Origin of the sequence: Azospira restricta (assembly GCF_016858125.1) — a bacterium.
Classification (GTDB): Bacteria; Pseudomonadota; Gammaproteobacteria; order Burkholderiales; family Rhodocyclaceae; genus Proximibacter; species Proximibacter restrictus.
Window position 1 is genome coordinate 3,559,680 of record NZ_CP064781.1, and the last position, 22,280, is coordinate 3,581,959.

Here is a 22,280-nt window from a genome sequence, read left to right on the forward strand (position 1 = left end):
ATTTTGACGGATATCGGGAGCGGAGTCTTGTCGAAAAAAAGTGCGGACCCTCGCGGGTCCGCACCGTTGCAGCTTTACTTCTTGTCGCCGCCAGCCGACAGGCTGTAGACGTAGGCGGCCAGCACGTGCACCTTGCCGTCGCCGAGGAATTCCTTCCACGCCGGCATCTTGTTCTGGCGTCCCTTGGTGATGGTCTCGACGATCGTCGCCTCGCTACCGCCGTAGAGCCAGACCTTGTCGGTCAGGTTGGGGGCGCCCATCGCCTGCATGCCCTTGCCGTCCGGACCGTGGCAGGCGGCACAGGCGGCCGCGAACTTCTCCTTGCCCTTCGCCGCAAGCAGCGAATCGTTGGCCAGGCCGGAGAGCGAGCGGACGTAATGCGCCACTTCCTTGGCACCGGCAGCGCCGCCGACCGCATCCGGGTTGCCGCCGTAGGCCGGCATCATGCCCATGCGGCCATTGCCGATGGTTTCGACCAGCTGCTCCGGCTCGCCACCGTACAGCCAGTCGCCGTCGGCCAGGTTGGGAAAGCCCTTCGAACCCTTGGCATCCGAGCCATGACACTGCAAGCAGTAGGTCAGGTACAGGCGCTTGCCCATCTCCATCGCTTCCTTGTCGGCGGCGACGGCCTTCAGGTCCATCTTCAGGTACTTGTCGAACAGCGGCTTGATCGCGGCATCCACCTTCTCGACTTCGGCCTTGTGCTGTCCGGCCGAGGTCCAGCCGAAGGCTCCCGGGTAGCTGCCGAGGCCGGGATAGAGCGCCAGGTAGCCGAGCGAGAAGACGACGGTGATGACGAACAGCCAGCTCCACCATTTCGGCATCGGGTTGTTGTATTCCTCGAGGGTCTCGTCCCAGACGTGGCCGGTGGTCTTGCCCATCGTGATGGGAGCCTTGTTCTGCACGAACAGCAGCACCCAGCAGCCGACGATGCCGACCAGGACCGTCAGAATGACGAACCAGTTCCAGAACTCATTCACAAAATCGCTCATGATGTCTTCCTTTGTTCGAGGCGAGCCGGCCCGGCGTGGACGCGGTCGCCATCATCCTCTGCGAACGGCAGGTTGGCGGCTTCCTCGAAGCGCGCCTTCCTGTTCCCGCCGTAAGCCCACCAGACGATGCCGATGAATACCGCAAACGACAGCACCGTGACGATGGAACGCAGATCGTTGATGTCCATGATTTACTTGGTGTCCTTGAGCGCCGTGCCGAGGCCCTGCAGGTAGGCGATCAGGACGTCCATTTCGGTCTTGTCGCCGATGGCCGCCTTGGCGCCCTTCTTGTCTTCCTCGGTATAGGGCACGCCGACCTTCGACAGCGCGCTCATCTTGGCCTCGATGTCGGCACCGACGGTCTCCTTGGCCGCGCGCTTGGCGAGCCACGGATAGGCCGGCATGTTCGACTCCGGAACCACGTCGCGCGGGTTCATCAGGTGGGCGACGTGCCACTCGTCGGAGTAGCGGCCGCCGACGCGATGCAGGTCGGGACCGGTGCGCTTGGAACCCCACTGGAAGGGATGGTCATAAACGAACTCCCCCGCCACCGAGTAGCGGCCGTAGCGCTCCGTCTCGGCGCGGAAGGGGCGGATCATCTGCGAGTGGCAGTTGTAGCAGCCTTCGCGGATGTAGACATCACGACCGGCCAGCTGCACGGCGTCGTACGGCTTCAGGCCCGGCACCGGCTGCGTCGTGGACTTCTGGAAGAACAGCGGGACGATCTCGACCAGGCCGCCGACGCTGACCACGAGCAGGGTCAGGACGATCATCAGGCCGAGGTTACGTTCGATCTTGTCGTGCGTAAGCATTTTGTTTTATCTCCCTGAATCAGGCGTGATGGCCCGCCGGCGCGAGCACCGGGGCATCCGCGGTATTGCCGCCGGCCATGGTCTTGAACATGTTGTAGGCCATGATCACCATGCCGGAGAGGAAGAGCAGGCCGCCGACGAAGCGGATCGTCCAGAACGGATAGCTGCCCTTGACCGCCTCGACGAAGCTGTAGGTCAGCGTGCCGTCCGGGTTGACCGCACGCCACATCAGGCCCTGCATCACGCCGGCGATCCACATCGAGGCGATGTAGAGCACGACGCCGATGGTCGCCACCCAGAAATGCACCGTGATCAGCTTGACGCTGAACATCTCCTGCTTGCCGAAGAGCTTCGGCAGCAGGTAGTAGATCGAGCCGATCGAGACCATCGCCACCCAGCCGAGCGCGCCGGAGTGCACGTGGCCGACGGTCCAGTCGGTGTAGTGCGACAGCGCGTTCACCGTCTTGATCGCCATCATCGGGCCTTCGAAGGTCGACATGCCGTAGAACGACAGCGAGGTGATCAGGAACTTCAGGATCGGGTCGTCGCGCAGCTTGTGCCAGGCGCCCTGCAGGGTCATGATGCCGTTGATCATGCCGCCCCAGGACGGCGCCAGCAGGATCAGCGAGAACAGCATGCCGACCGACTGCGTCCAGTCCGGCAGCGCGGTGTAGTGCAGGTGGTGCGGGCCGGCCCACATATAGGTGAAGATCAGCGCCCAGAAGTGCACCACCGACAGGCGGTAGGAATACACCGGGCGACCGGCCTGCTTCGGCACGAAGTAGTACATCATGCCGAGGAAGCCGGCGGTCAGGAAGAAGCCGACCGCGTTGTGGCCGTACCACCACTGCACCATCGCGTCCTGGGCACCGGCGTAGCAGGAGTAGGACTTGAACAGGCTGACCGGGATCTCGCAGCTATTGACCACGTGCAGCAGCGCGACGGCGAGGATGAAGCCGCCGAAGAACCAGTTGGCCACGTAGATGTGGCTGACCGTGCGCTTGGCTATGGTGCCGAAGAAGACGACCGCATAGGAGACCCAGACCGCGGTGATCAGCAGGTCGATCGGCCATTCCAGCTCGGCGTACTCCTTGCCGGAGGTCATGCCCATCGGCAGCGTGATCGCCGCCAGCAGGATCACCACCTGCCAGCCCCAGAAGGTGAAGGCAGCGAGCGGGCCGCAGAAGAGCCGGGCGTGGCAGGTGCGCTGGACGCACCAGTAGGAGGTTGCAAAGAGCGCACAGCCACCGAACGCAAAGATGACCGCGTTGGTGTGGAGCGGACGCAGGCGCCCATAGGACAGGAACTCGATACCGTAGGTCAGGTCGGGCCAGACGAGCTGGGCAGCGATGAAGACGCCCATCGCCATGCCGACGATGCCCCAAATGACGGTCATGACAGCAAATTGCCGCACTACCTTATAGTTGTAGTTAGATTGCGTTTCCGACATGGAACCACCTCTTTATTGATAAAAAGGAAAGCTACACATGCTACCCCCCTGATATTTCTAGGTAGCGCGATGAGGATGGTATTTTAACCCATCTCAAGACGATTTGATTCATATCAAGTTGCGGCGCACAAAATCAAAAAGTCCCGATTTGGGCAAAAAAAAGGGTGCGTCGCAACGCACCCCAACCCCAACAGAGAAACGAACCGGTCTGCTCCGCCCGACAAAAACCGGGCAACCGCAAACCAACTGAGGCGGATTTTGCGCTCCGCCCCGGGCGCCGTCTTTGATTCAGATCAAGCATTTCCCTCACGACCGGAAGGGGTATCCTGCTGCGACGCAGCAGCCTCCGTCGGCGGTCGGTCGTCGTCCATCAGGATGCGGTAGGCCGGCCCTTCCATGTCGTCGAACTGGCCGCTCCTGACCGACCACCAGAACGCGACGCCAATCAGGAAGACAAGCACGACCGACAACGGGATCAGCAGGTAGAGACTTTCCATCGGGCCTCCGCGCGCTGCAGGCGCAGCGAGTTCAACACCACCAGCAGCGAACTGCCGGACATGCCGATGCCGGCCATCCACGGCGTGATGAAGCCGAACATGGCGAGCGGCAGGGCCACGAAATTATAGACAAAGGACCAGACCAGGTTCTGGCGCACGATGCGCAGCGTGCGCCGGGCGATCTGCAGGCCTTCGCGCAGGTGGTCGAGGTTCTCCGAGAGCAGCACGAAATCGGCCTGCGTCCGCGCCAGCGCGGCGCCGCCGCCCATCGCCACCGAGACGTGCGCCTGCGCCAGCACCGGCGCATCGTTCACGCCGTCGCCGACCATCGCCACCGTCCGGCCCAGACCCTGCAGGTGACGCACGAACTCGTGCTTGCCCTGCGGCGAGACGCCGGCGCGGACGTCGTCGATCCCCAGCTGCGCCGCCACCCGCTGCGCCACCGGCGGCGCGTCGCCGGTCAGCAGCGACACTGCGCAGCCAGCGGCCTTCAGCTCGGCGACCAGATCGGCGGCTTCCGGCCGCAGCTCGTCGCCGATGCGGAACACCGCCAGCCAGCCGCTCTCGTCGGCGAGCGCGATCGCCGTATCGTTCTGCTGCAGCAGCTCCACGCCGGCCGGCAGCATCGGCTCGCTGTGCACCGCCGCGACCCACTCGGGGCGGCCGATGCGCAGTTCGCGCCCCTGCCATTCGCCGACGACGCCGCTGCCGGGCACGTTGCGGTCGACGACGACGGCCGCCTGCGGCGCACCGGCAGCCTCGACCAGCGCCCGCGCCAGCGGGTGCTCGGACGAGCGCTCGAGCGCGGCGGCAAGCGCCAGGCACTGTACTTCGCTCAGCGCGCCGAGCGCCCGCGTTTCGAGCAGACGCATGCGTCCACTGGTCAGCGTCCCGGTCTTGTCGAACACGAAATGGTCGGCCCGCGCCAGCCCTTCGATGCCGTGGCCGCGCGTCACCAGCAGACCGGCGCGCGCCAGCGCGCCGCTGGCCACCGTCAGCGTCACCGGCGTCGCCAGCGACAGCGCGCAGGGGCAGGTGACGACCAGCACCGAGACGGTGATCCACAGTGCCTTGTCCGGGTCGATCGACCACCAGACCACCGCCACGGCGCCGGCGACGACCAGCAGCGCGGCGACGAAGCGGGCGGCGATCTTGTCCGCGAGCTCGACGATGCGCGGCTTCTCGGTCGCCGCCCGCTCCATCAGGCGGACGATCGCCGACAGCCGCGTCTCCTCGCCGACCTGCTCGACGCACATCAGCAGCGGACTCTCGCTGTTGACCGCGCCACCGGTCAGGCGGTCGCCGGGACGCTTCGGCACCGGCAGGCTCTCGCCGGTGAGCAGCGCCTCGTCGGCACTGCTCGCCCCCTCGAGGACGACGCCGTCGGCCGGAATCGACTCGCCGGGCTTGACCAGCACGACGTCGCCCGGACGCAGGTCGGCCGCCACCACCTGCATCGCGTCACGGCTCGCCGGATAGCCCGGCAGCCGCGTCGCCAGCGCCGGCAGCAGCTTGGCCAGCGCTTCGGTGACGCTGACCGCCTTCTGTCGCGCCACCATCTCCATGTAGCGCCCGCCGAGCAGGAAAAAGACGAACATCGTGACCGAATCGAAATAGACCTCGCCGGCCGCGGTGAGCGTCGCCCAGACGCTGGCGGCAAAGGCGGCGCCGACGCCGAGCGCGACCGGCACGTCCATGCCGACGCGGAACAGGCGCAGGTCGCGCCAGGCGTTGCGGAAGAACGGCGCCGCCGAATAGAAGACCACCGGCACGGTGAGCACGAAACTCGCCCAGCGCATTAGCTGCTCGATGTCGGCGGTCATGTCGCCGTCCTCGGCCAGATAGACCGGGATCGCGTACATCATCACCTGCATCATCCCGAAGCCGGCGACGAACACGCGCCACAGCGCGCTGCGCCGCTCCTTCCTCGCCAGCGCCTCGTTGCGCGCGGCATCGTAGGGATAGGCGCGATAGCCGATCGCGGCGACCGCGGCGAGGATTTCAGAGAGCTTCAGGCGGGACTCGTCCCAGCGCACGCGGGCGCGCCGGGTCGCGTAGTTGATGTCGACGCCGGTCACCCCCGGCAGCCGGGAGAGGTGTTGCTCGTTCAACCAGATGCAGGCGGCGCAGGTGATGCCTTCGAGGATCAGCGAGGCCTCGCGCTCGTGCTCGCCGAGCGCGCGCACGAAGCTCTTCTGGAACTCGGCGTGGTCGTAGAGCAGCAGGTTGCCCAGTTCCTCGGGCATCGCCTCGCGCGGCGAGCCGGGCAGCGCGTCGCGGTTGCGGTAGTAGTCGGCGAGACCGCTGTCGACGATCGAGTGGGCGACGGCCTGGCAGCCGAGGCAGCACATCGCGCGCGGCGAGCCGTCGATGGAAACGTTGAGGTCGGTGCCGTCGGGGATTCCCTGCCCGCAGTGGTAACAACTATTGCCGCTCATCGCCGAAACATCCGCCCGCCCATGAAAAAAGGCGGGAGGCAGCCTGCCTCCCGCCCTTCGAACCGGCGACAGTATAAATTATTTGGCGGCCATCCGGATTGCGCCGTCCAGGCGGATCACCTCGCCGTTCAGCATCACGTTCTCCAGGATGTGGCGCACCAGCGCCGCGTACTCGGCCGGCTTGCCCAGGCGCGACGGGAACGGCACCATCTTGCCGAGCGCATCCTGCACCTCGGGCGGCATGCCGAGCAGCATCGGTGTCTCGAAGATGCCGGGGGCGATGGTCATCACGCGGATGCCGGAGCGCGCCAGTTCGCGCGCGATCGGCAGCGTCATCGCCACGACGCCGCCCTTCGATGCGGCGTAGGCGGCCTGCCCGATCTGGCCGTCGAAAGCGGCGACCGAGGCGGTGTTGACGATCACGCCGCGTTCGCCGGCGGCGTTCGGCTCGGCCTTGCTCATCGCCTCGGCGGCCAGCCGGATCATGTTGAAGCTGCCGACCAAGTTCACGTTGATCACCTTCTGGAAGCTCGCCAGGCGGTGCGCCCCTTCCTTGCCGACCACCTTCTCGGCCGGCGCGACGCCGGCGCAGTTCACGAGGCCGTGCAGGCCGCCGAAACCGGATACGGCGGCAGCAATCGCAGCCTTGGCACTTTCCTCGCTGGAAACGTCGGTTTCCACGAAACGGGCCGCGGCCCCCAGCTCGCGCGCCAGCGCCTCGCCGGCCTCCTTCTGCAGGTCGGCCAGCACCACCCGGCCGCCGTTCTCCACCAGCATGCGGGCGGTACCGGCACCAAGACCGGACGCGCCGCCGGTCACCACGAATACGCTGTCTTGAATCTGCATCGCTGCTTCTCCTTGGTCATTCGAACCGGAAAATAGTAGCACGACCAGACGGTACCGTATGGAAATCGGATTCGAAACGCCGAGAAGTCGTGTGGCGGCCCAAAAAAATGCGCGGCAGTACCACGCCCTCAACACGAGCAGGAAGGCATCGACCGCCGATGCTGCGGAAACAGCCGTTCGTCGCCGACCGGATGCAAGTTGCCGGTGCCGGAAATACGATGCAGAGGGGAAAAGAGGAGTTGACGTGAAGAAAAACGGATTCTCAGTGGTGGAATTGCTGGTCGTCGTCGGAATCATCGGCATTCTGCTGGCGATAGCACTGCCGTCGTATCGGCAGTACGTGGTTTACGCCAACCGGGCCGCAGCGAAAGCCTTCCTGCTTGAGATATTCAGCCGGCAGGAGGTACGCATCGGACAAACGGGAGGCTACGCGGCAACCATCACCGAACTCGGCCTGACGACCCCGCCCGACGTCCAGGCCGCAGGCTATGCGATCACGATCACGCCGCAGACGCTGACCCTGCAGGCAGCAGCAGGTCTTGAACCGGCCGTCACGATGGCCGGATTCGAAGCCAAGGCGACCCCGGCCGCCGGCTCGGCCCAGGCAGCAGATGGGGAGCTGTCGATCAACCAGTTCGGACTCAAACTTCCGGTGGCCAAATGGTGACCCGCACCTGTTTCACAGCGCATCGTCCTCGCCGCGAGCGCGGCTTTACGCTTTCGGAGCTGATGGTCGTGTTGGCGCTGATGGCCATCGTCATGGGTTTCGCGATCCCCGGGCTGCGAGACCTGCTCGGGGGGCAGAAGGTCAAGTCGGCCGCCTTCGATCTGGTCAGCAGCGTCATGTACGCCCGCAGCGAAGCCGGCAAGCGCAGCGCATCGATCTCCCTCAAGGCGGCCTCCGGCAACGACCTGGCGTCGGGCTGGTGCGTGGTCTTCGGGACGGCGGCAAGCTGCAGCGTCACCGCTCCGGCGGCAGAAACGATGCGCGTCCACCAGCCCTACCCGACGGTCAGCTTCACCTGGAAAACGACGGCGGGACCGATCGTTTTCGGGCAGACCGGGCGAATCACTTCGCTGGTGTCGATCGAGGTTGCCGACCTCTCCAACGCGGCCTTCAAACGCTGCATCACCATCGACGTTACCGGCGTCCCCACCAGCAGGAGCGGCGCATGTTCATGACCCCCCCGAAACCGAATTCCGCCGAGCGGGGCTTCTCGCTGATCGAGGTAATGATCACCATCCTCATTATTGCAATCGGCTTGCTGGGACTGGCCGGCCTCCACGCGCGCGCACTCAACGCCGAGACGGAATCCTTCGCCAAGGGGCAGGCACTGGGACTGCTCCAGGATATCGCGCAGCGCTTCGAAGCGAACCAGCCCGGTGCGAAAGATGCGATCGCGGCCGGGATCAACGTCACCAATATCGGCACCAGCGGTTATGTCTGCGCCGCCGGCGCCCGCCTCGACACCGACCTGTGCGAATGGGATGCCGCGCTCAAGGCGACGACTGCCCTTCCCGGAGCAGTCGGCTGCGTGCAGGCCATCGCTGCGAGCTCGGAAATCCTTTTCTCGATCGCCTGGCGCGGGCGCGATACGGGATTTTCCCCGTCCGCAGCACAAGGCTGCGGCTCGGCAACGATCACCTCGGCGCGGCGCGTGGTATCCACAAGAATCCGTATTCCGAATCTGGGGAGTTGATTCATGATCCGACCATTCCGCCCGCAGGGCGGCGTCACGCTGATCGAGTTGCTGGTCGTCCTCGCCATCGGCGCCATCATCGCCGCGGCGATGGCCAGCCTGTTCGCGCAATCATCGACCACCCGAGAACAGGTCAACCGCACCAGCCAGCGCATCGAGAACGGCCGTTTCGCACTCGATGCGATCGCCGAGGACATCCGCCTCGCCGGCTATTACGGCGACCTCTGGCCGGTCGGCAACCTGGGCTACAACACTGACATCACCGGCAACGCCAACCCCTGCGCATCGACCCTCGCAGACATCCAGGCCCAGTGGGCCTGGAGCGTCGGCCCGCCGTCGTCGGCGACGGTGCCGGTTCCCGTAATCGGCCTGGAAGGCCATGGCGCCACTATCACGCTCCCCACCGGCTGCAGCGCCATCCTGCCCAATCTGAAGACGGGCACCGATCTCATCGCGCTGCGGCGCGCCTCGACGCTTGCCGTCGCCCCGTCGAGCCTGAGCGGCACGGGCGCGGTCGCGCTGCAGGTATCGACGCAGACCAATCTGTGCCCGGCGGAGCCCTCCGGCTTGATGGTGCACAGCAATCCGGCCAACCTCACCCTGCACCGCGCCGATCCGTCCTGCGGACAGACCGCGCTTGCCCGCCCGCTGGTCACCCACATCTACTACGTCGCCACCTGCAACAACTGCTCCGGCGGCGGCGACGGCATTCCTACGCTGAAGCTCGCCGAGATGGTCAACGGCGCATTCGCCGTCCGCTCGATCGCGCCCGGCATCGACCACCTGCACCTTGAATACGGCGTGGATACCGACGGCGACGGCGCAGTGGACGAATATCGGGTTCCGACCAACCACAACACGAAGCTGGACGACGTCGCCGGCCGCGAATGGTTCGACGTCGTCTCGGTCAAGGCCTACGTTCTCGCGCGCGACCTGGAAAGCACCACCGGCTTCACCGACAGCCAGAACCATACGCTCGGCACCAAGACCGTGGCAGCGTACGGCGACAGCATCAAGCGCAGCGTGTCGACGACCACGGTCCGCCTAGTCAATATGGCCGGACGCCGGGAGAGCTGACACCATGAAAGCATATATCCCCCTCGCCCATCCGCGCCAGCGCGGCTCGGTGCTGATCATCAGCCTGATCATGCTGGTCGTCCTGACACTGATCGGCATCTCGATGATCCGGATGACCACAACCAACCTGCAACTGGTCAACAACATGCAGGGACGGCACCAGGCGCTGGCCGCCGCCAATGACATCGTCAACCAGGTTCTGAGCAGCAGTTTCATCAACCCGTCGGACATCAACGGCACGCTCAACGCCGTCGCTGCCGCGTCCTACACCTATTCGCCGGAAGGCGAGGATGCGTCGAAGAAAACCTACACGGTGACGGTATCGAAACCCTGCCTGAAGTCGCTGACCTTCGCCACCGACAAGATCACCAGGATCATCCAGCCGCAAATTCGCGCCCGGATTGCTGCAATCAATACACTACTCGCAGCCAACCCCCCAGATGATGTCAGGGCCGAACTTGAAGCCGAACGCACGCTACTCGTGCAGCGTCACCAGCAATATCAAACTTGCGTGGACGACAAGGCCCCTTGCTACCTGACCCTTTGGCAATTCACCGCCACCGTCAGCACCGGTTTTCTCGGTGCGAAAACCAGCCTTTCCGCCGGCACGGACGTCGTCCTGAACAGCGAGACCGGGATTCAGGTCCGCAACGATTCCGCCCTTTACTGCACGAGCTGACGCCGTCGTGCGATCGACGAGGAGCATCGCCATCATGAGCATGAAAACCATTTCCCGAGCCGTAGTCGGCGCGTTGCTTGCGGCCGCGACCGTCTCGTTCGCCGATGACATCGACCTCTACGTCGGCGGCGAACAAGTCACCGGCGCTGAAACCAACGTCGTGATCTTCCTCGACAACAGCGCGAACTGGTCCAACGCCTCCGGCTGGCCGGCGACGCAGGGCGAGGCCGAACTCGATGCGCTGAAGGCAGTCATCGACACGCTCAACGACAGCATCAACGTCGGCGTCATGATGCATACGCGCACGGGAACCACCTCAGGCGCCTATGTCCGCTTCGCGGTGCGCCCGATGAACGCGACCAACCGGGCGAAACTGAAGGAAGTCTTCGACGACATCAAGAGCACGGCGCCGAACGCGCCGCAGGACAAGGTAGCCCAATCGGCCGACGGCGATCACGCGATCGAGGAGGTGTTCCGCTACTTCAACAGCAAGGCGCTGGGATTCACTGCCGCCCGCGACACGAAGGAAGACTACACGAACAACACGGCCTACTACGATGTCGGCGGCGGCGTTTCCGCCGCCCTCGACACGAAGGCCAACCCGGCCAGCGCACTTGGAACCCACGCCTACGCTACATCGGCAGCCACGACCTACAGCGGTCCGGCATCCTCAAACGCCGGCTGCGCCAAGAACTACCTGGTCTGGATCGGCAATACCTCGCTCGACGGCTCGACCGATACGTCCCGCCTGACCGCCGCCGCAGCACTGATCGGCGAGACGGCGAGCACGACGCAGATCTCGGTCAGCGGCAACAGCCAGCCAGGCAGCGTGATGATCGACGAATGGGCGCGCTTCATGTACCAGTATGGCGTGCCGACGACGATCGACGACCCGGCGCGCCCCGGCCACAAGAAGATGAACAAGATCATCACCTATGCCGTCGACACCTTCCCGGCCGACCCTGCCCCCACCGCCTGCATCGGCGACACCACCGGTGGTGCGCAACAGATCGGCCAGCACTACGTGATGCAATCGGTCGCGACCGCCGGCGGCGGCAAGTGCTATCCGGCGGCGAATACCTCGCAGTTGTCAGTCGCGCTGGCCAAGATCTTTTCCGAAATCCAGGCGGTCAACAGCGTCTTCGCCTCGGCCTCGCTGCCGGTCAGCGTGAACACCCAGGGCACCTTCGAGAACCAGATTTACATCGGCATGTTCCGCCCCGACAGCAGCGCACGCCCGCGCTGGCTCGGCAACCTCAAGGAATACAAGTTCGCCCGCTACTGCGACGAGAACAGCAACGACAAGGTCGACAGCGGCGAAGCGATCGCCGACAACGTCACCAATCCGACCTGCTCGTCAACCGACAAGCTGAAACTGTTCCTCGCCGACCGCAACAACAACCCGGCGGTCGATCAGCGAACGACGGCCGAAGGCGGCACCGGCTTCCTCGACCTGAACGCCGTCAGCCACTGGACGACCGAACAGTCGCCGGGGTTCTGGAGCTTCTTCCCCGACCCGGTCGCCGGTACCGACGACAGCCCTGATGGCCCGCTGGTCGAACGCGGCGGCGCCGCGTTCAAGCTGCGCAACCAGTTCGCGTCGGGTCGCAACCTCTACACCTGTCTCGGCACCTGCCTGTCGGGCGCGGCGGGCACCTCGCTGAACACGCAGACCTTCACCACCTCGAACACGACGATCACCGGCATGCTCAACCCGGGCGGCAAGAGCGTGACGCTGGCTCGCAGCGGCAACACCGTCACCGCGACCGCCAGTGCCGCCCATGGTTTCGCGGTGGGCGACACGGTGACCATCACCGGCGCTACGACGCCGGCGGAATACCTCGGTGCGAAGACGATCGTCTCGGTCCCGACGTCCACCACGTTCACCTTCGGCGTCACCGAGATGCCGCTCGACGACACCGGAAACGCGAAGGTCAGCGTTGCGCAAGGAAGCTTCGCGCTCGCCGACATCGACGTCACGGTCAGCGACTGGACCACCGGCGCCGCCACGGCGACCAGCCAGACCAATCCGGGCGGCTACGTGGTCGGCGATACGCTGCTGATCACCGGCGGTTCGCAGTCCTACGTCAACAGCGCCGCCGGCGGCGCGACCGTCAACGCAGCGGGCGGCGGCACGTTCAGTTATGCGCTGACGGTCCCGGTCCCGGTCTCGCCGGCGACCACCGCGGGCGTCAACTCGATCGGCGGCACCGATCGCAACAGCGCCAGCGTCCAGCGCCAGGAAAATCTGGTGGTCGTCGATGCCGGCTCCCGCGTAGACAACGTGATCACCCCCGGATTGACGACGGTCACGCTGAAGAATGTCGTGCCGACCGAATACAACGTGGTCGGGCGCACCATCGAACAGGAAGGAACCGACTGCAACAACCTCGTCGCCGGCTGGGCGCCGGTGCCAACGACCGGCAGCGACAGGCAGCGCTACTTCTGCTTCCGCCTGTTTACGCTGACCAACAGTACCGCGACCGCACAAAAGATCCTCGATCCGCAGCCGGTGAACATCACGCGATCGGTCGGCAGCCAGGTCGCGACGGCGACGCTGAAGAACGCCGCATCGCCCAACCTGAGCGGTTCGACGCTGACGATCAGCGGTTCGGTCGGCTACGACGGCGCCTGGGCGCTCGGCGGGGCCTACCCGGGCGGAGACCCGGCCGGCGCCGGCACCTTCGCCATCGCCGCGGATGGACGCTCCTTCACCTTCGGGCCGATCACGCTGAGCCCGGGCGCCCCGTCCGGCACCTACACCGCGACCCCCGGACTGGCGACCACGACGGTGGCGGCCGCCAACCTGATCAACTGGGTACGGGGTATGGACGTCGTCAACGACGAGAACCAGAACAACTCCTTCACCGACGTCCGCGCCAGCATCCACGCCGACGTGCTGCATTCGCGCCCGCTGATGTTCAACTACGGCGGCAGCACTGGCGTCGTCGGCTATTACGGGTCGAACGACGGCCTGCTGCACGCGATCAAAGGGGGTACCACCGATTCGGACGGCAATGAGTTGTGGGCCTTCATCCCGGAAGAATTCGTCAGCTACAGCAAGCTGTCCCGCCTGTACCTGAACGAACCGCAGGTCCGCTTCCCCAACCTGCTGTGCGGCATCACCCCGGCGCCGACCCAGCGCGACTACTTCTGGGACGGCGTGATGAGCGGCTACCAGACACCGGACGGCACGGCCAGCACCGCACCGTCGAAATCGCTGCTCTTCGCGGCGATGCGCCGCGGCGGACGGGCGGTGTATGCGCTCAACGTCACCGACCCGGCCAATCCCAAGTTCCAGTGGCGGATTACCAATGCCTCGACCGGCTACTCGGACCTCGGCCAGACCTGGTCGGAAGTGAAGCCGATCCGCTTGAAGGGGGTCGAAAGCGGTAGTGGCGTCACGAAGCAGGCCGTCGTCTTCGGCGCCGGCTATGACCCGACCGAGGAAGACAAGCCATCCGGGAGCCTCCGCAGCCCGACGATGGGACGCGGCGTCTATGTCGCCGACATGGATACCGGTGCCCTGCTCGCCTTCCTCCAACCGCCGGCCAGCGTCAAGAAGTACAGTTTCACCGCCGATGTGACGCCGGTAGATGTCGACGGCGACGGCAACGTCGACCGCATCTACGCGGTGGATACCGGCGGCAACCTGTTCCGCTTCGATGCCGACCAGACGGCAGCGCCGGGAACGACCTGGACGACCTACCATCTTGCCAAGCTGGGCGACGTCGATGACAACGGCGGCACCGATGCGCGCAAGTTCCTGTTCGCCCCGGCGGTTGCGCCGACGCTGGACATCGCCACCGGCCAGGCCGCGTATTTCGTGGCGATGGGCAGCGGCGACCGGGAGAAACCGCTGAAGCATCCGGTGACGGTCACCTGTCCGGCCTACTACGGCGGCAGCGGCACCTTCGGCGCGGCCGTGCAGGACCGCTTCTACAGCATCCTCGACAAAGTCCAGATTGGCAGCGACCCGACGACGATCAACGCCAGCCCGATCGTCGAGAGCAATCTCATCGAGGTGAATGCAAACCCCAACTCGCTCACCGCGTTCGATATGGGATCGACGGCCAAGGGTTGGTACATCTCGCTGAAGAACGAAACCGACGCGACGACGACGCTCGACGAGGAGAAGACGGTCAATTCGCCGCAGGTGGTCGGCGGCGTGATGTTCTTCGCCACCAATACGCCGCAGAGACCCGACACCTCGCTGGGCATCTGCAGCAATCTCGGGCAAGCGCTGGGCTACGCGGTCGACCCCTATACCGGCCTGCCGGCCTTCAACCGCGATAACACCTCGGGAACGACCAAGGCGGTCAACTACGCGGCCACACTGACCGGCGGCGGCCTGTCGCCGACCGTCACCTCGGGCGTCGTGATGATTGGCGGGAAGCCCTACTACGGGATCATCGGCGGCGGCGGCGGCGGAGTGGAAGGAGGCGTTATCCGTTCCGACAAGGTCAACCAGAACCCGCCGGGAATGCGCAAGAAGGTTTACTGGTTCTATCGCGCCGACTGACCTTCCGCCCCGCCCGCCATAAGCAACGGCTGCCCCGCTCCCGGGGCAGCCGTTTTTTTTGCCCAACTATCGCCACGGCAGGAGCATCCAGGTTTAGAGCCCGGCCTTCGCAACAGCGAAAAGCAAAAGGGCCCCCGAACAACCGGGAGCCCTTGCAGATTCTGGTGCTGCTGAGAGGAGTCGAACCTCCGACCTACTGATTACGAATCAGTTGCTCTACCAACTGAGCTACAGCAGCAGCGGACGCGGATTATAGCAGCTTTCCGGCGAAGAGAAGAACGGGATCAGCGCACCTCGAACTCGACGAGGACTTTCATGCGTGCCTTCACCGGCCGCTCGTCCTTGATCCCCGGGCGCATCTTCGCGTTGCGGAAAATTTCCGCCAGCGACTCCGCGATATCGGCCGGCACGTCGGCCGCATCGACATCGACGTGATCCACCGCGCCGGTGGCGCCGACATAAATGACCAGCACCACCTGCCCCTTGTCCCTGCGCATTCCTTGCGGGTCGTCTAGGCCGATGACGATCGGCTGCTCGGGGCTGGGCCGGACGTCAAGCCGATCCCCCGCGAGGTAGGCGCCCCGGTCGAACCCGCGCGGCAACGAGGCCGGCAAGAACGGCAGCGGCGCGGCTGACGACGGCTCATCGCCGGCGGAACCCTTGTGCTCACCGGCATCCGGAGCCGGCTCCGCCTCACGTCCCTCCGAGTCGCCGGCGACCCGCCCATTCGCCGCAAGTTGTTCGGCGGTCGACTCGAGCGCGATGGCCGGCGATGCTTCGAGCAGGCGCAGCCGCAACTCGATCCGCCCGCGCGCCGCCCCCCCGGACGACGGCGCGAACCCCGGCAGCCACAACAGCAGCAGGTGGAATGCGACAGACAGCAGCAGACAACAGCCCAGGCGTTTCGTCATCGTCAAAAGAAAACGACCTCCCGTCACCGACGTGAGGCCGTCGCGGCGTCAGCGCCTCAGGTCCGGCTCAGTCGGGAATTTCCCGCCACGAGGTCCGCCACGCCTTGAGCGAGGAGCTCGGCTGACCGCCATCGTCGATATGAACCTGCCCCGACGAATCGGTAACGATGGTCACCAGCTTGCCGTTCAGGAGGCGGACCGTCTTGATCCCGACCACCAGTGCGTTGCCACTGAGGCGGACGGCAACGGCACCGTCCGTCGCGGTATTCAAGGCGAGGCCGGTACTCAGGTCGATAGAATACTGGAAAGCATAGCCGCCCGCATTGCAGACATTGGCGTCGGGCACGTTGGCCGGCACCTTCCACAGGTTGAACGCCACCTGCGTATTGACGTTCACCCGCTCACCCGGGGAGGCATTGCCCGGATTGAGATCCATGTACCAGCCGTCCTTGGTCGACCAGTCCATCGCCGCACCGCTCACCGTACGGATCGTTTGGCCGCCGGCATTGGTCGACTGCGCCAGCGAGCGCTCCACCATCGTCGCCCCGCGAACGTCGCCAATGGTCGTCGCCGACAGCGTGTCCTTCAGCGCGTAGATCGTGTTCTGCGCGGTATCGGCGGAATCGCTGGTGCCGAGGTAGCGCCCGGTGGCGACCAGCACCGCGTTGTAGTTGGCATTGGACACCCGCACCGTGTTCAGCTCGGGCCGGATCGTGATCGGCTGCGGAATGCCGGTGCTCGTCTTCAGCTGCGCGAGCAGGGTCGCCTCCTTGCCGGCGGGGGCGATGTTGTCGTCGAAGTCGATCCGCCAGACGTTGCCGAGCAAGTCGCCGCCGTAGGCACGGCCGGCGACGGCGAGGCTGCCGTTCTCGAGATGGAAGTTCAACTGACCGAGACCGCTCGGCGTCGCCGCCGTGCCGGCGGGCGTCGTGCCGTTGATGAAGGTCGAGATCCGGTCGAGCAGCGTGCCGTCCATCGCGTCGAGAACGAAGACGTGGCCGTTGCCGTCGCTGGCGGCGGTCGACGACGGACAACCGCCCGCGGGGATGTTGTTGTAGCCGGAGGAGAACATCACCACCCAGCGGCCGTCCTTGCGGCGCAGGATCTGCGGCACGCTGTAGCTGAATCCCAGCTGTTCGTGGCTGAACTCCCACAGCCCTTTCGGGTTGGCCGGGTCGGTGACGTCGAGCGCGTAGTAGCCGCAGCCGCCCTTGTTCAGTCCACCGACGAGGATCGTTCGCCAGCTGTCGGCATCGGCACAGCCCGATGCCGTCGGCAGGATGCAGACGTCGGCGACCGCCGGCGGGCCGTCGACGAAGTACTGGTGATTGTTCGCGTAGCTGCGGTCGGCCAGCTTCCACAGATTGGGCATGACCTGGGACGGGACGAAGGCCCAGCGCTCGGCGCCGCTGTCGGCGTTGAAGGCGTGCAGCATGCCGTCGTTGGCGGCGACGTAGAGCGTTGCCGCGCGGTTCGCCTGCGCAGTCTTGAACTCGCCGTAGGTCGTGTCGTAGTCGTCGTAGGTATGCTTCGGTTCCTTCTGAAAGACCGGCACGGCATTGACGATGTCGCCGAGCACGTGCTCGCGCCCGCGGAAATAGGGATTGGCGTTCGCGTTCTCCTCCTCGTAGGTCGCCTGCCCGCGCAGATACTTGACGAGGTTGTCGCCGGCGCTGGCGTTCGTCTTCTGCGTGGCATTGAGGTCGTTGCCATCGACGCCGCACTGGTCCGGCTCAGGGGTCTTCGTGCAGAAGCCGTCGAAGTGCCCGCTCTTGCCGTCCGCCGCCAGGTTCGCATACGTGAACTCGCGCAGCTTGTTCGTTGCGCCCGCGCTGAAATACTTGATCGCCCGCCCGTCCTGGCCGGCCCCGGCGGCGGCGATGCGCGTATCGAGCTGGTCACGGGCCTGCCAGTCGGGACTGCCGGAGAGTGCGCCGGTGTTCGGATCGATGCGCAGCTTCTTCACTTCGCCATCCCAGGCGACGGTACGGTAGAGGGCGACGAAGACGCCGTTGTCGGTCGCGGTCGGCTGCAGCGTCGAGGTCGCGGCCGCCGAGGACGAGCCGGTGCGGGCCGAGATGCCGGCCAGCGCGGAACGGATGCCGTCGGCGAGGCTCTCGGCATTGGCCGCGCTGTAGTAGGTGCCGCGGCCGTTCACCGCCGCGTGCCAGAGGTCGTCGATGCGTTCTTCGCCGCTGTTGTTGATCGGGTCCGGCCAGGTCGGCGCCCCGTTCTTGATGTCGTAGTACTGGACCGTGGCGGCATCGGCGTCCTTGGCAGCCGTTTCGTAGTCGCGCTCGTAGAGGATCGTGCCGTTGGCGCCGAGGCCGATCGTGAACGTGGTCATGTGCTGCTGCTGGTTGACGTCCTTGCCGGCGCCGAGCACGTTGTTGTCGCACAGGTTGCCGTAGCTCGTCGAAGCGATCGTGTTGCTGCAGTTACCGAGCGCCGCGCTGCGCAGGTCGGTCATGTAGTAGTAGTAGGCGATGTCGCCGAGGGTGTTGGCGACGTTGTTGCCGTCGCGGTACGGCAGCGTCGCCGACGCCGCCGACCCGGCGACGTAGCCGGCGAAGGCGGTCGCGGCAAAGGTACGGGACTTGGTGCCGCTGTCCTTGACGACGTTGTAGACCGGCGTCACCGTCAGTCCGCCGGCCGCCGCCGGCGCCACGATCGTCAGCCGGTTCGGGCCGCCGTCGAAGGTCGCCGAGAAGCCGGTGGTACCGGTACGGTTGTTGATGCTGGTCGCCGCCGCGTTGCCGATCGTGTCGCCGTTGGTGCTGCACGACGCCGGCACCGACGCCGCATCGAGCAGTTCGACCGGGCCGCTGCCGGTGTTCACCGTGATGCTGGTGAAGCGATAGCAGGCATTGCTGCCGCTGCCGCTCTGGCCGCTCCAGCTGATCGTCGCCGACGCCGGCACGGCGGCAACGGGGCCGCCGTCGGTGTTGCCGACTTCGGTCGTGCCGTCGATCCGGTACGGGCCGTAGGTACTGGTCTCGTAATTGGTATTCCAGTAGCCGTCGGTCGACAGGATCGCGAAGTTCTGCTGACAGGAATACTGCACCGGATCCCAGCCGGCGATCTGGCCCGCATACATGCGCCCGGCGCGTGCCAGCGCCGCGCGCAGCGGCGTCCACCCGGCCGAACGGTTCTCCAGCAGGCGGGTAAAGAAATTCGTGCGATGCGTGCCGGTGAAGTCGTCGACTTTCAGATCGCTGTTCGGCATCGAGGCGCCGCCCGCGGAACCGCTCTCCTTGCTGGAAATGAAGAAGAGGCCGACGCGGTACTTGTCGGAAAGATCGGCGAAGGCTTCGGCCGTCGCCGCCTTCATCATGTAGGCGCGCTTGCGGTAGTAGCTGTACCAGTTCGCGTAGTTCGTCTTCGCCGCCTCGCTGCCGTTGGCGCCGGTCGGCGCTGCGATGTCGGCGGCGTTGGTCACGGCGCCGTACTTCGCATCCGCCAGGCAGCTCGTCTTGTTCAGGTCGCCGGCGGCAACGGGGGTCGTGTAGTAGTACTTCGGGCTTGCCGTCGTGCGCAGGTTGGCGGTATTGGACAGATCCCGCGTGGCGTTCGAGGTACTGTCGCCGCCGTAGGTGTAGCCCGGCACCGGGAAGTAGCCATCCAGCCGGGCCGCGGTGAAGCTGGCGTCGGGATAGCGCTTGACGCCGTCCGCATAGACCGCGCCGTCCGGCTTGTAGGGCGGCTTGTAGGTCACCGTCGGGTTGTAGGCGAGCGTGTTGTACCGGTACCAGCCCCAGCACCGGTCGTCACGGTGGGTACCATTGCTGTCGGGCATGTTCTCGTCGTCCATCGAGCCCGAATCGTCGACGATGAACGCCAGGTTCGGCTTGACGGTCGTCGCTGCGCTCAGCCCGTTGGCCAGCGGACCGTCGGCGAGGTCGGTCGGCGCGGCGGCGGCGGGCACGATGCTGCACAGTCCGGCAGCGGCGACGGCGACGACGATGACCCGACCCGACCGGAAGACGAAGGCTGCGCGCGGTTCCATGGAGCGCTCCATTTCTACGACGACTCGGCGACGCTGAGATAGGTTTCGGTATAGCTGACCGTATTGCGCGGCCCGCGCGAACGGACAACGATGCGGAACATCAGTGCGGAGAGGCCGCTGCCGCCGCCCCCCGCCGCGGAGAGGACCGTATGCCGCCCGTAATCGAGGCCGCCCTTGTTGATCTGCCGCGTCGTCAGCATCATGTTCGTCGGACGCGCGCAATTGTTGCCGACGGCATTGGCGTCGCCGACCGTCTTGCACATCCGGGTGATGACGTAGCTGGTCGTGTAGCCGTTCGCCGAAACCGCCGGCGACGCCTTGAGGCAGGCTGCGAAAGAACCGCTGGCGGCATAGGCGCAGTTGTCGTTGTCCCAGTCGACGAGGATGCGCGTGGCCGCCTTCGCGTGGCCGGCGATATCCAGCCCGTCCAGGCTGGTGGCGTAATAGGCGCCGGTCGGATCCTGCGCCGAGCAGCCGCTGGCGCAGCGGCTGTCGTGGAGGTCGGCCGGCGCCGTGCTCAGGCGGGCCATCAGCCAGGCCGAAGCGTTTTCGAGGGCGTTGTCGGCGGCGGCGGTGGTGCCCTGCTTGAAGCCGAGGTTGCCGAGGACCAGCGTGCCGGTATCGACCGAGCGGACCAGCGCCACGGTGGCGAGCGAGATCGACACCAGCGCGATCAGCACGATCATCAGCGTCAGGCCGCGCTGCCGATGCGCGCGCCGGCCCAGGGTCAGAGCGCGCATGCCGGATTCCCCGTTTTCTGCAGCCAGACGAGATTGCGGACCGGGATCGTGCTCTCGAACACCCGATAGCGATAGCGCTGCCAGTCGGCGCCGGTGGTATCCAGCTTGATCGCGACGCCGCTGGTGGCGACGCCGGGGTTGGGCCGCCAGCAGACCACCGCCGGATTCGGCGTCGCCGTGTTGCACTTGCCGGCGGCGGCGAGATCGGCCTCGTTCAGCGTGACGACGTCCTTCTCCGGAACCAGGCTGCGCGCGACCAAGGCGATGCGCAGCGCGCGCAACTGCTGCCACTGGGCGATGGTCGTCGGCTGCGTCGCCTCCCAGGTATCGACCACGCAGTCGCCATCGGCGTCCTTGCCGTACACCGCCTGCAGCTGGACGATCTGCGAGAACAGGTCCTGCGCGGGGGCCGCGCCCGTCGCCGAATCGAACCGGGTCAGACGCAGGTTGCTCCCCGCAATGTCGTAGGTGTGGTCGAGGAAACGGCCGAGGTTGACCAGATAGGAATTGGTCGGATAGCCGGACGACGGGAAAATGGTCTGTCCCCCCGGATGGTTCCATTCGCTCTGCCCCGGACTGTGCAGGACCTGGTTCTGCCCCTGCCCGCCGCCGCCACCTCCGCCGCCACCGCCGTCCTTGGTCACCTCGAACAGCGAGCACCAGTTGGTTGCCGACGGAGTCTCCGGCACCGCCACCATCAGGTCGTTTTCCTGGATGCCGACGTCGGACTCGACGAAGAAATTGGCCGCCTCGGCCGCATGATCGACGGTGACGCGCGTCGGCAGCGAAATGCCGACCTTGTCGCTGGCCAACGTCCGGATCGCATCCGGCGCGCCGTCGACGCCATCGATGATCGAGATCGGCGACATGGTCAGGGTCTTCGTCGGGCCGCCGCCGTACTTCATGCGGATCTCGCAGCCGAGCGCGCTGAGCACCGTGGTCAGCCCGTAGCCGGCGCTTTTCACGTCGCGTTCGACCGTGTACAGCGCGAGCGCACCGTTGAGCGTGGTGTCCGCGCCGCTCGTGATCGCGCGCTTGCGCTCTTCCGCAACCGCCATCACCTGGCCGATCACGACCACGGTAATGAGGCCGATGACCATCGCCACCAGCAACTCCACCAGGGTGAAGCCAGCCGCCGTCCGTCGCTGTTTCGATTCTCTGCGCATCGCCGTCCCCTAGCTGAGCACGTTCGCCGACAGGACGTAGTTGTGCGGAACGCCGACGCCCGGCGTCTGCCAGGTGACGGTGATGGTCACCGCCGTGCCGTTCAGGACCACGCTGGCGCTGCCTCCCGGCAGGTCGCGGCCGACCTTGGTCAGCCAGTCGCTGCACTGCGCATAGGTCTGCGTGCAGCTGCCGCCGCTGATTGCGTAATTGACCAGGTTGCCCTGGTCGATCCACATCTGACCGAGCAGCTGGTTGGCGAGGAAGGACGCTTCGGCCCGGTACTTGGCGTCGGTCAGGTTGGCCCCCATCGACCCCTGCAACGCGATCAGGCCGAGAATGCCGAGCGACAGCAGCACCACCGAGATGAGCGCCTCGATCAGCGCGATGCCCGCTTGTCGGAGCGGGGCGCGGGAAGAGGGGGGCGGCCTCGTTGTCATCGTGCG

General features: G+C 65.8%; 18 protein-coding genes and 1 tRNA gene. 6 read left to right on the forward strand and 13 right to left on the reverse strand.

From position 1 onward, the window contains the following. Nucleotides 1-74: 74 nt before the first annotated feature. The 7 genes from ccoP to IWH25_RS16990 form a co-directional block, all read right to left on the reverse strand. The gene (gene ccoP / locus IWH25_RS16960; RefSeq protein ID WP_203386937.1) at nucleotides 75-992 is read right to left on the reverse strand and encodes a cytochrome-c oxidase, cbb3-type subunit III; all 918 of its coding nucleotides are present in this window, start codon (nucleotides 990-992) and stop codon (nucleotides 75-77) included. Continuing rightward, nucleotides 989-1,180, reverse strand: a complete 192-nt coding sequence (locus IWH25_RS16965; RefSeq protein WP_203386938.1) for a cbb3-type cytochrome oxidase subunit 3 — start codon at nucleotides 1,178-1,180, stop codon at nucleotides 989-991. The genes ccoP and IWH25_RS16965 overlap by 4 nt, the downstream gene beginning before the upstream one ends. A gap of 3 nt (nucleotides 1,181-1,183) precedes the next feature. Next, a complete protein-coding gene (gene ccoO / locus IWH25_RS16970; RefSeq protein ID WP_203386939.1) occupies nucleotides 1,184-1,804 on the reverse strand; it encodes a cytochrome-c oxidase, cbb3-type subunit II in 621 nt (206 codons plus the stop codon). Nucleotides 1,805-1,823: 19 nt separating this feature from the next. Then, nucleotides 1,824-3,254: a cytochrome-c oxidase, cbb3-type subunit I gene (gene ccoN / locus IWH25_RS16975; RefSeq protein ID WP_203386940.1), complete on the reverse strand. Its 1,431-nt coding sequence runs from the start codon at nucleotides 3,252-3,254 to the stop codon at nucleotides 1,824-1,826. 293 nt (nucleotides 3,255-3,547) lie between these two features. Next, nucleotides 3,548-3,751: a cbb3-type cytochrome oxidase assembly protein CcoS gene (gene ccoS, locus IWH25_RS16980; protein WP_203386941.1), complete on the reverse strand. Its 204-nt coding sequence runs from the start codon at nucleotides 3,749-3,751 to the stop codon at nucleotides 3,548-3,550. Then, nucleotides 3,730-6,189, reverse strand: a complete 2,460-nt coding sequence (locus tag IWH25_RS16985) for a heavy metal translocating P-type ATPase (RefSeq protein ID WP_203386942.1) — start codon at nucleotides 6,187-6,189, stop codon at nucleotides 3,730-3,732. The genes ccoS and IWH25_RS16985 overlap by 22 nt, the downstream gene beginning before the upstream one ends. Nucleotides 6,190-6,267: 78 nt before the next feature. Continuing rightward, nucleotides 6,268-7,035 (reverse strand): 3-hydroxyacyl-CoA dehydrogenase, encoded by a 768-nt coding sequence (locus IWH25_RS16990; protein WP_203386943.1) that lies wholly within the window; start codon nucleotides 7,033-7,035, stop codon nucleotides 6,268-6,270. 244 nt (nucleotides 7,036-7,279) lie between these two features. On the opposite strand from IWH25_RS16990, the gene IWH25_RS16995 reads away from it, so the two are divergent. The 6 genes from IWH25_RS16995 to IWH25_RS17020 are packed head-to-tail and all read left to right on the forward strand — an operon-like array spanning nucleotide 7,280 to nucleotide 15,013. After that, on the forward strand, nucleotides 7,280-7,702 hold the full coding sequence (locus IWH25_RS16995) for a type IV pilin protein (protein WP_203386944.1): 423 nt from the start codon (nucleotides 7,280-7,282) through the stop codon (nucleotides 7,700-7,702). After that, nucleotides 7,696-8,217, forward strand: coding sequence for a GspH/FimT family pseudopilin (locus IWH25_RS17000; protein WP_203386945.1), 522 nt, complete (start codon nucleotides 7,696-7,698; stop codon nucleotides 8,215-8,217). Before IWH25_RS16995 ends, IWH25_RS17000 begins: the two co-directional genes overlap by 7 nt. Beyond that, nucleotides 8,208-8,735 carry a prepilin-type N-terminal cleavage/methylation domain-containing protein gene (locus IWH25_RS17005; protein ID WP_203386946.1) on the forward strand — a complete coding sequence of 176 codons (528 nt, stop codon included), beginning with the start codon at nucleotides 8,208-8,210 and terminating at the stop codon, nucleotides 8,733-8,735. The genes IWH25_RS17000 and IWH25_RS17005 overlap by 10 nt, the downstream gene beginning before the upstream one ends. Before the next feature lie 3 nt (nucleotides 8,736-8,738). Continuing rightward, nucleotides 8,739-9,812, forward strand: coding sequence for a PilW family protein (locus IWH25_RS17010; protein WP_203386947.1), 1,074 nt, complete (start codon nucleotides 8,739-8,741; stop codon nucleotides 9,810-9,812). Between the two features lie 4 nt (nucleotides 9,813-9,816). Next, nucleotides 9,817-10,491: a pilus assembly PilX family protein gene (locus IWH25_RS17015; RefSeq protein WP_203386948.1), complete on the forward strand. Its 675-nt coding sequence runs from the start codon at nucleotides 9,817-9,819 to the stop codon at nucleotides 10,489-10,491. Between the two features lie 34 nt (nucleotides 10,492-10,525). Then, nucleotides 10,526-15,013 carry a PilC/PilY family type IV pilus protein gene (locus tag IWH25_RS17020; protein WP_203386949.1) on the forward strand — a complete coding sequence of 1,496 codons (4,488 nt, stop codon included), beginning with the start codon at nucleotides 10,526-10,528 and terminating at the stop codon, nucleotides 15,011-15,013. Nucleotides 15,014-15,175: 162 nt separating this feature from the next. On the opposite strand, the gene IWH25_RS17025 is transcribed toward IWH25_RS17020, so the two are convergent. From IWH25_RS17025 to IWH25_RS17050, 6 genes are all read right to left on the reverse strand, one after another. Continuing rightward, nucleotides 15,176-15,251: transfer RNA gene (locus IWH25_RS17025), tRNA-Thr, on the reverse strand. Nucleotides 15,252-15,297: 46 nt separating this feature from the next. Beyond that, on the reverse strand, nucleotides 15,298-15,924 hold the full coding sequence (locus IWH25_RS17030; protein ID WP_203386950.1) for an energy transducer TonB: 627 nt from the start codon (nucleotides 15,922-15,924) through the stop codon (nucleotides 15,298-15,300). A gap of 67 nt (nucleotides 15,925-15,991) precedes the next feature. After that, complete coding sequence (locus IWH25_RS17035) at nucleotides 15,992-19,930, reverse strand: pilus assembly protein (RefSeq protein ID WP_203386951.1); 3,939 nt, start codon at nucleotides 19,928-19,930, stop codon at nucleotides 15,992-15,994. 14 nt (nucleotides 19,931-19,944) lie between these two features. Continuing rightward, complete coding sequence (locus IWH25_RS17040; RefSeq protein WP_203386952.1) at nucleotides 19,945-20,670, reverse strand: pilus assembly PilX family protein; 726 nt, start codon at nucleotides 20,668-20,670, stop codon at nucleotides 19,945-19,947. Further along, nucleotides 20,658-21,836, reverse strand: a complete 1,179-nt coding sequence (locus IWH25_RS17045; RefSeq protein WP_203389294.1) for a PilW family protein — start codon at nucleotides 21,834-21,836, stop codon at nucleotides 20,658-20,660. Before IWH25_RS17045 ends, IWH25_RS17040 begins: the two co-directional genes overlap by 13 nt. Nucleotides 21,837-21,845: 9 nt before the next feature. Beyond that, nucleotides 21,846-22,274: a type IV pilus modification PilV family protein gene (locus IWH25_RS17050; protein ID WP_203386953.1), complete on the reverse strand. Its 429-nt coding sequence runs from the start codon at nucleotides 22,272-22,274 to the stop codon at nucleotides 21,846-21,848. Between the last annotated feature and the right edge of the window lie 6 nt (nucleotides 22,275-22,280).

Excerpts from the sequence above, each read along its gene's own strand:
- IWH25_RS16965 (WP_203386938.1), bottom strand. The coding sequence starts at position 1,180 with ATGGACATCAACGATCTGCGTTCCATCGTCACGGTGCTGTCGTTTGCG.
- IWH25_RS17015 (WP_203386948.1), top strand. The coding sequence starts at position 9,817 with ATGAAAGCATATATCCCCCTCGCCCATCCGCGCCAGCGCGGCTCGGTG.
- IWH25_RS17040 (WP_203386952.1), bottom strand. The coding sequence starts at position 20,670 with ATGCGCGCTCTGACCCTGGGCCGGCGCGCGCATCGGCAGCGCGGCCTG.
- ccoS (WP_203386941.1), bottom strand. The coding sequence starts at position 3,751 with ATGGAAAGTCTCTACCTGCTGATCCCGTTGTCGGTCGTGCTTGTCTTC.
- ccoP (WP_203386937.1), bottom strand. The coding sequence starts at position 992 with ATGAGCGATTTTGTGAATGAGTTCTGGAACTGGTTCGTCATTCTGACG.
- IWH25_RS17045 (WP_203389294.1), bottom strand. The coding sequence starts at position 21,836 with ATGCGCAGAGAATCGAAACAGCGACGGACGGCGGCTGGCTTCACCCTG.
- ccoO (WP_203386939.1), bottom strand. The coding sequence starts at position 1,804 with ATGCTTACGCACGACAAGATCGAACGTAACCTCGGCCTGATGATCGTC.
- IWH25_RS17000 (WP_203386945.1), top strand. The coding sequence starts at position 7,696 with ATGGTGACCCGCACCTGTTTCACAGCGCATCGTCCTCGCCGCGAGCGC.
- IWH25_RS17035 (WP_203386951.1), bottom strand. The coding sequence starts at position 19,930 with ATGGAACCGCGCGCAGCCTTCGTCTTCCGGTCGGGTCGGGTCATCGTC.
- IWH25_RS16985 (WP_203386942.1), bottom strand. The coding sequence starts at position 6,189 with ATGAGCGGCAATAGTTGTTACCACTGCGGGCAGGGAATCCCCGACGGC.
- IWH25_RS17050 (WP_203386953.1), bottom strand. The coding sequence starts at position 22,274 with ATGACAACGAGGCCGCCCCCCTCTTCCCGCGCCCCGCTCCGACAAGCG.
- IWH25_RS17005 (WP_203386946.1), top strand. The coding sequence starts at position 8,208 with ATGTTCATGACCCCCCCGAAACCGAATTCCGCCGAGCGGGGCTTCTCG.
- IWH25_RS16990 (WP_203386943.1), bottom strand. The coding sequence starts at position 7,035 with ATGCAGATTCAAGACAGCGTATTCGTGGTGACCGGCGGCGCGTCCGGT.
- ccoN (WP_203386940.1), bottom strand. The coding sequence starts at position 3,254 with ATGTCGGAAACGCAATCTAACTACAACTATAAGGTAGTGCGGCAATTT.
- IWH25_RS17010 (WP_203386947.1), top strand. The coding sequence starts at position 8,739 with ATGATCCGACCATTCCGCCCGCAGGGCGGCGTCACGCTGATCGAGTTG.
- IWH25_RS17030 (WP_203386950.1), bottom strand. The coding sequence starts at position 15,924 with ATGACGAAACGCCTGGGCTGTTGTCTGCTGCTGTCTGTCGCATTCCAC.
- IWH25_RS17020 (WP_203386949.1), top strand. The coding sequence starts at position 10,526 with ATGAGCATGAAAACCATTTCCCGAGCCGTAGTCGGCGCGTTGCTTGCG.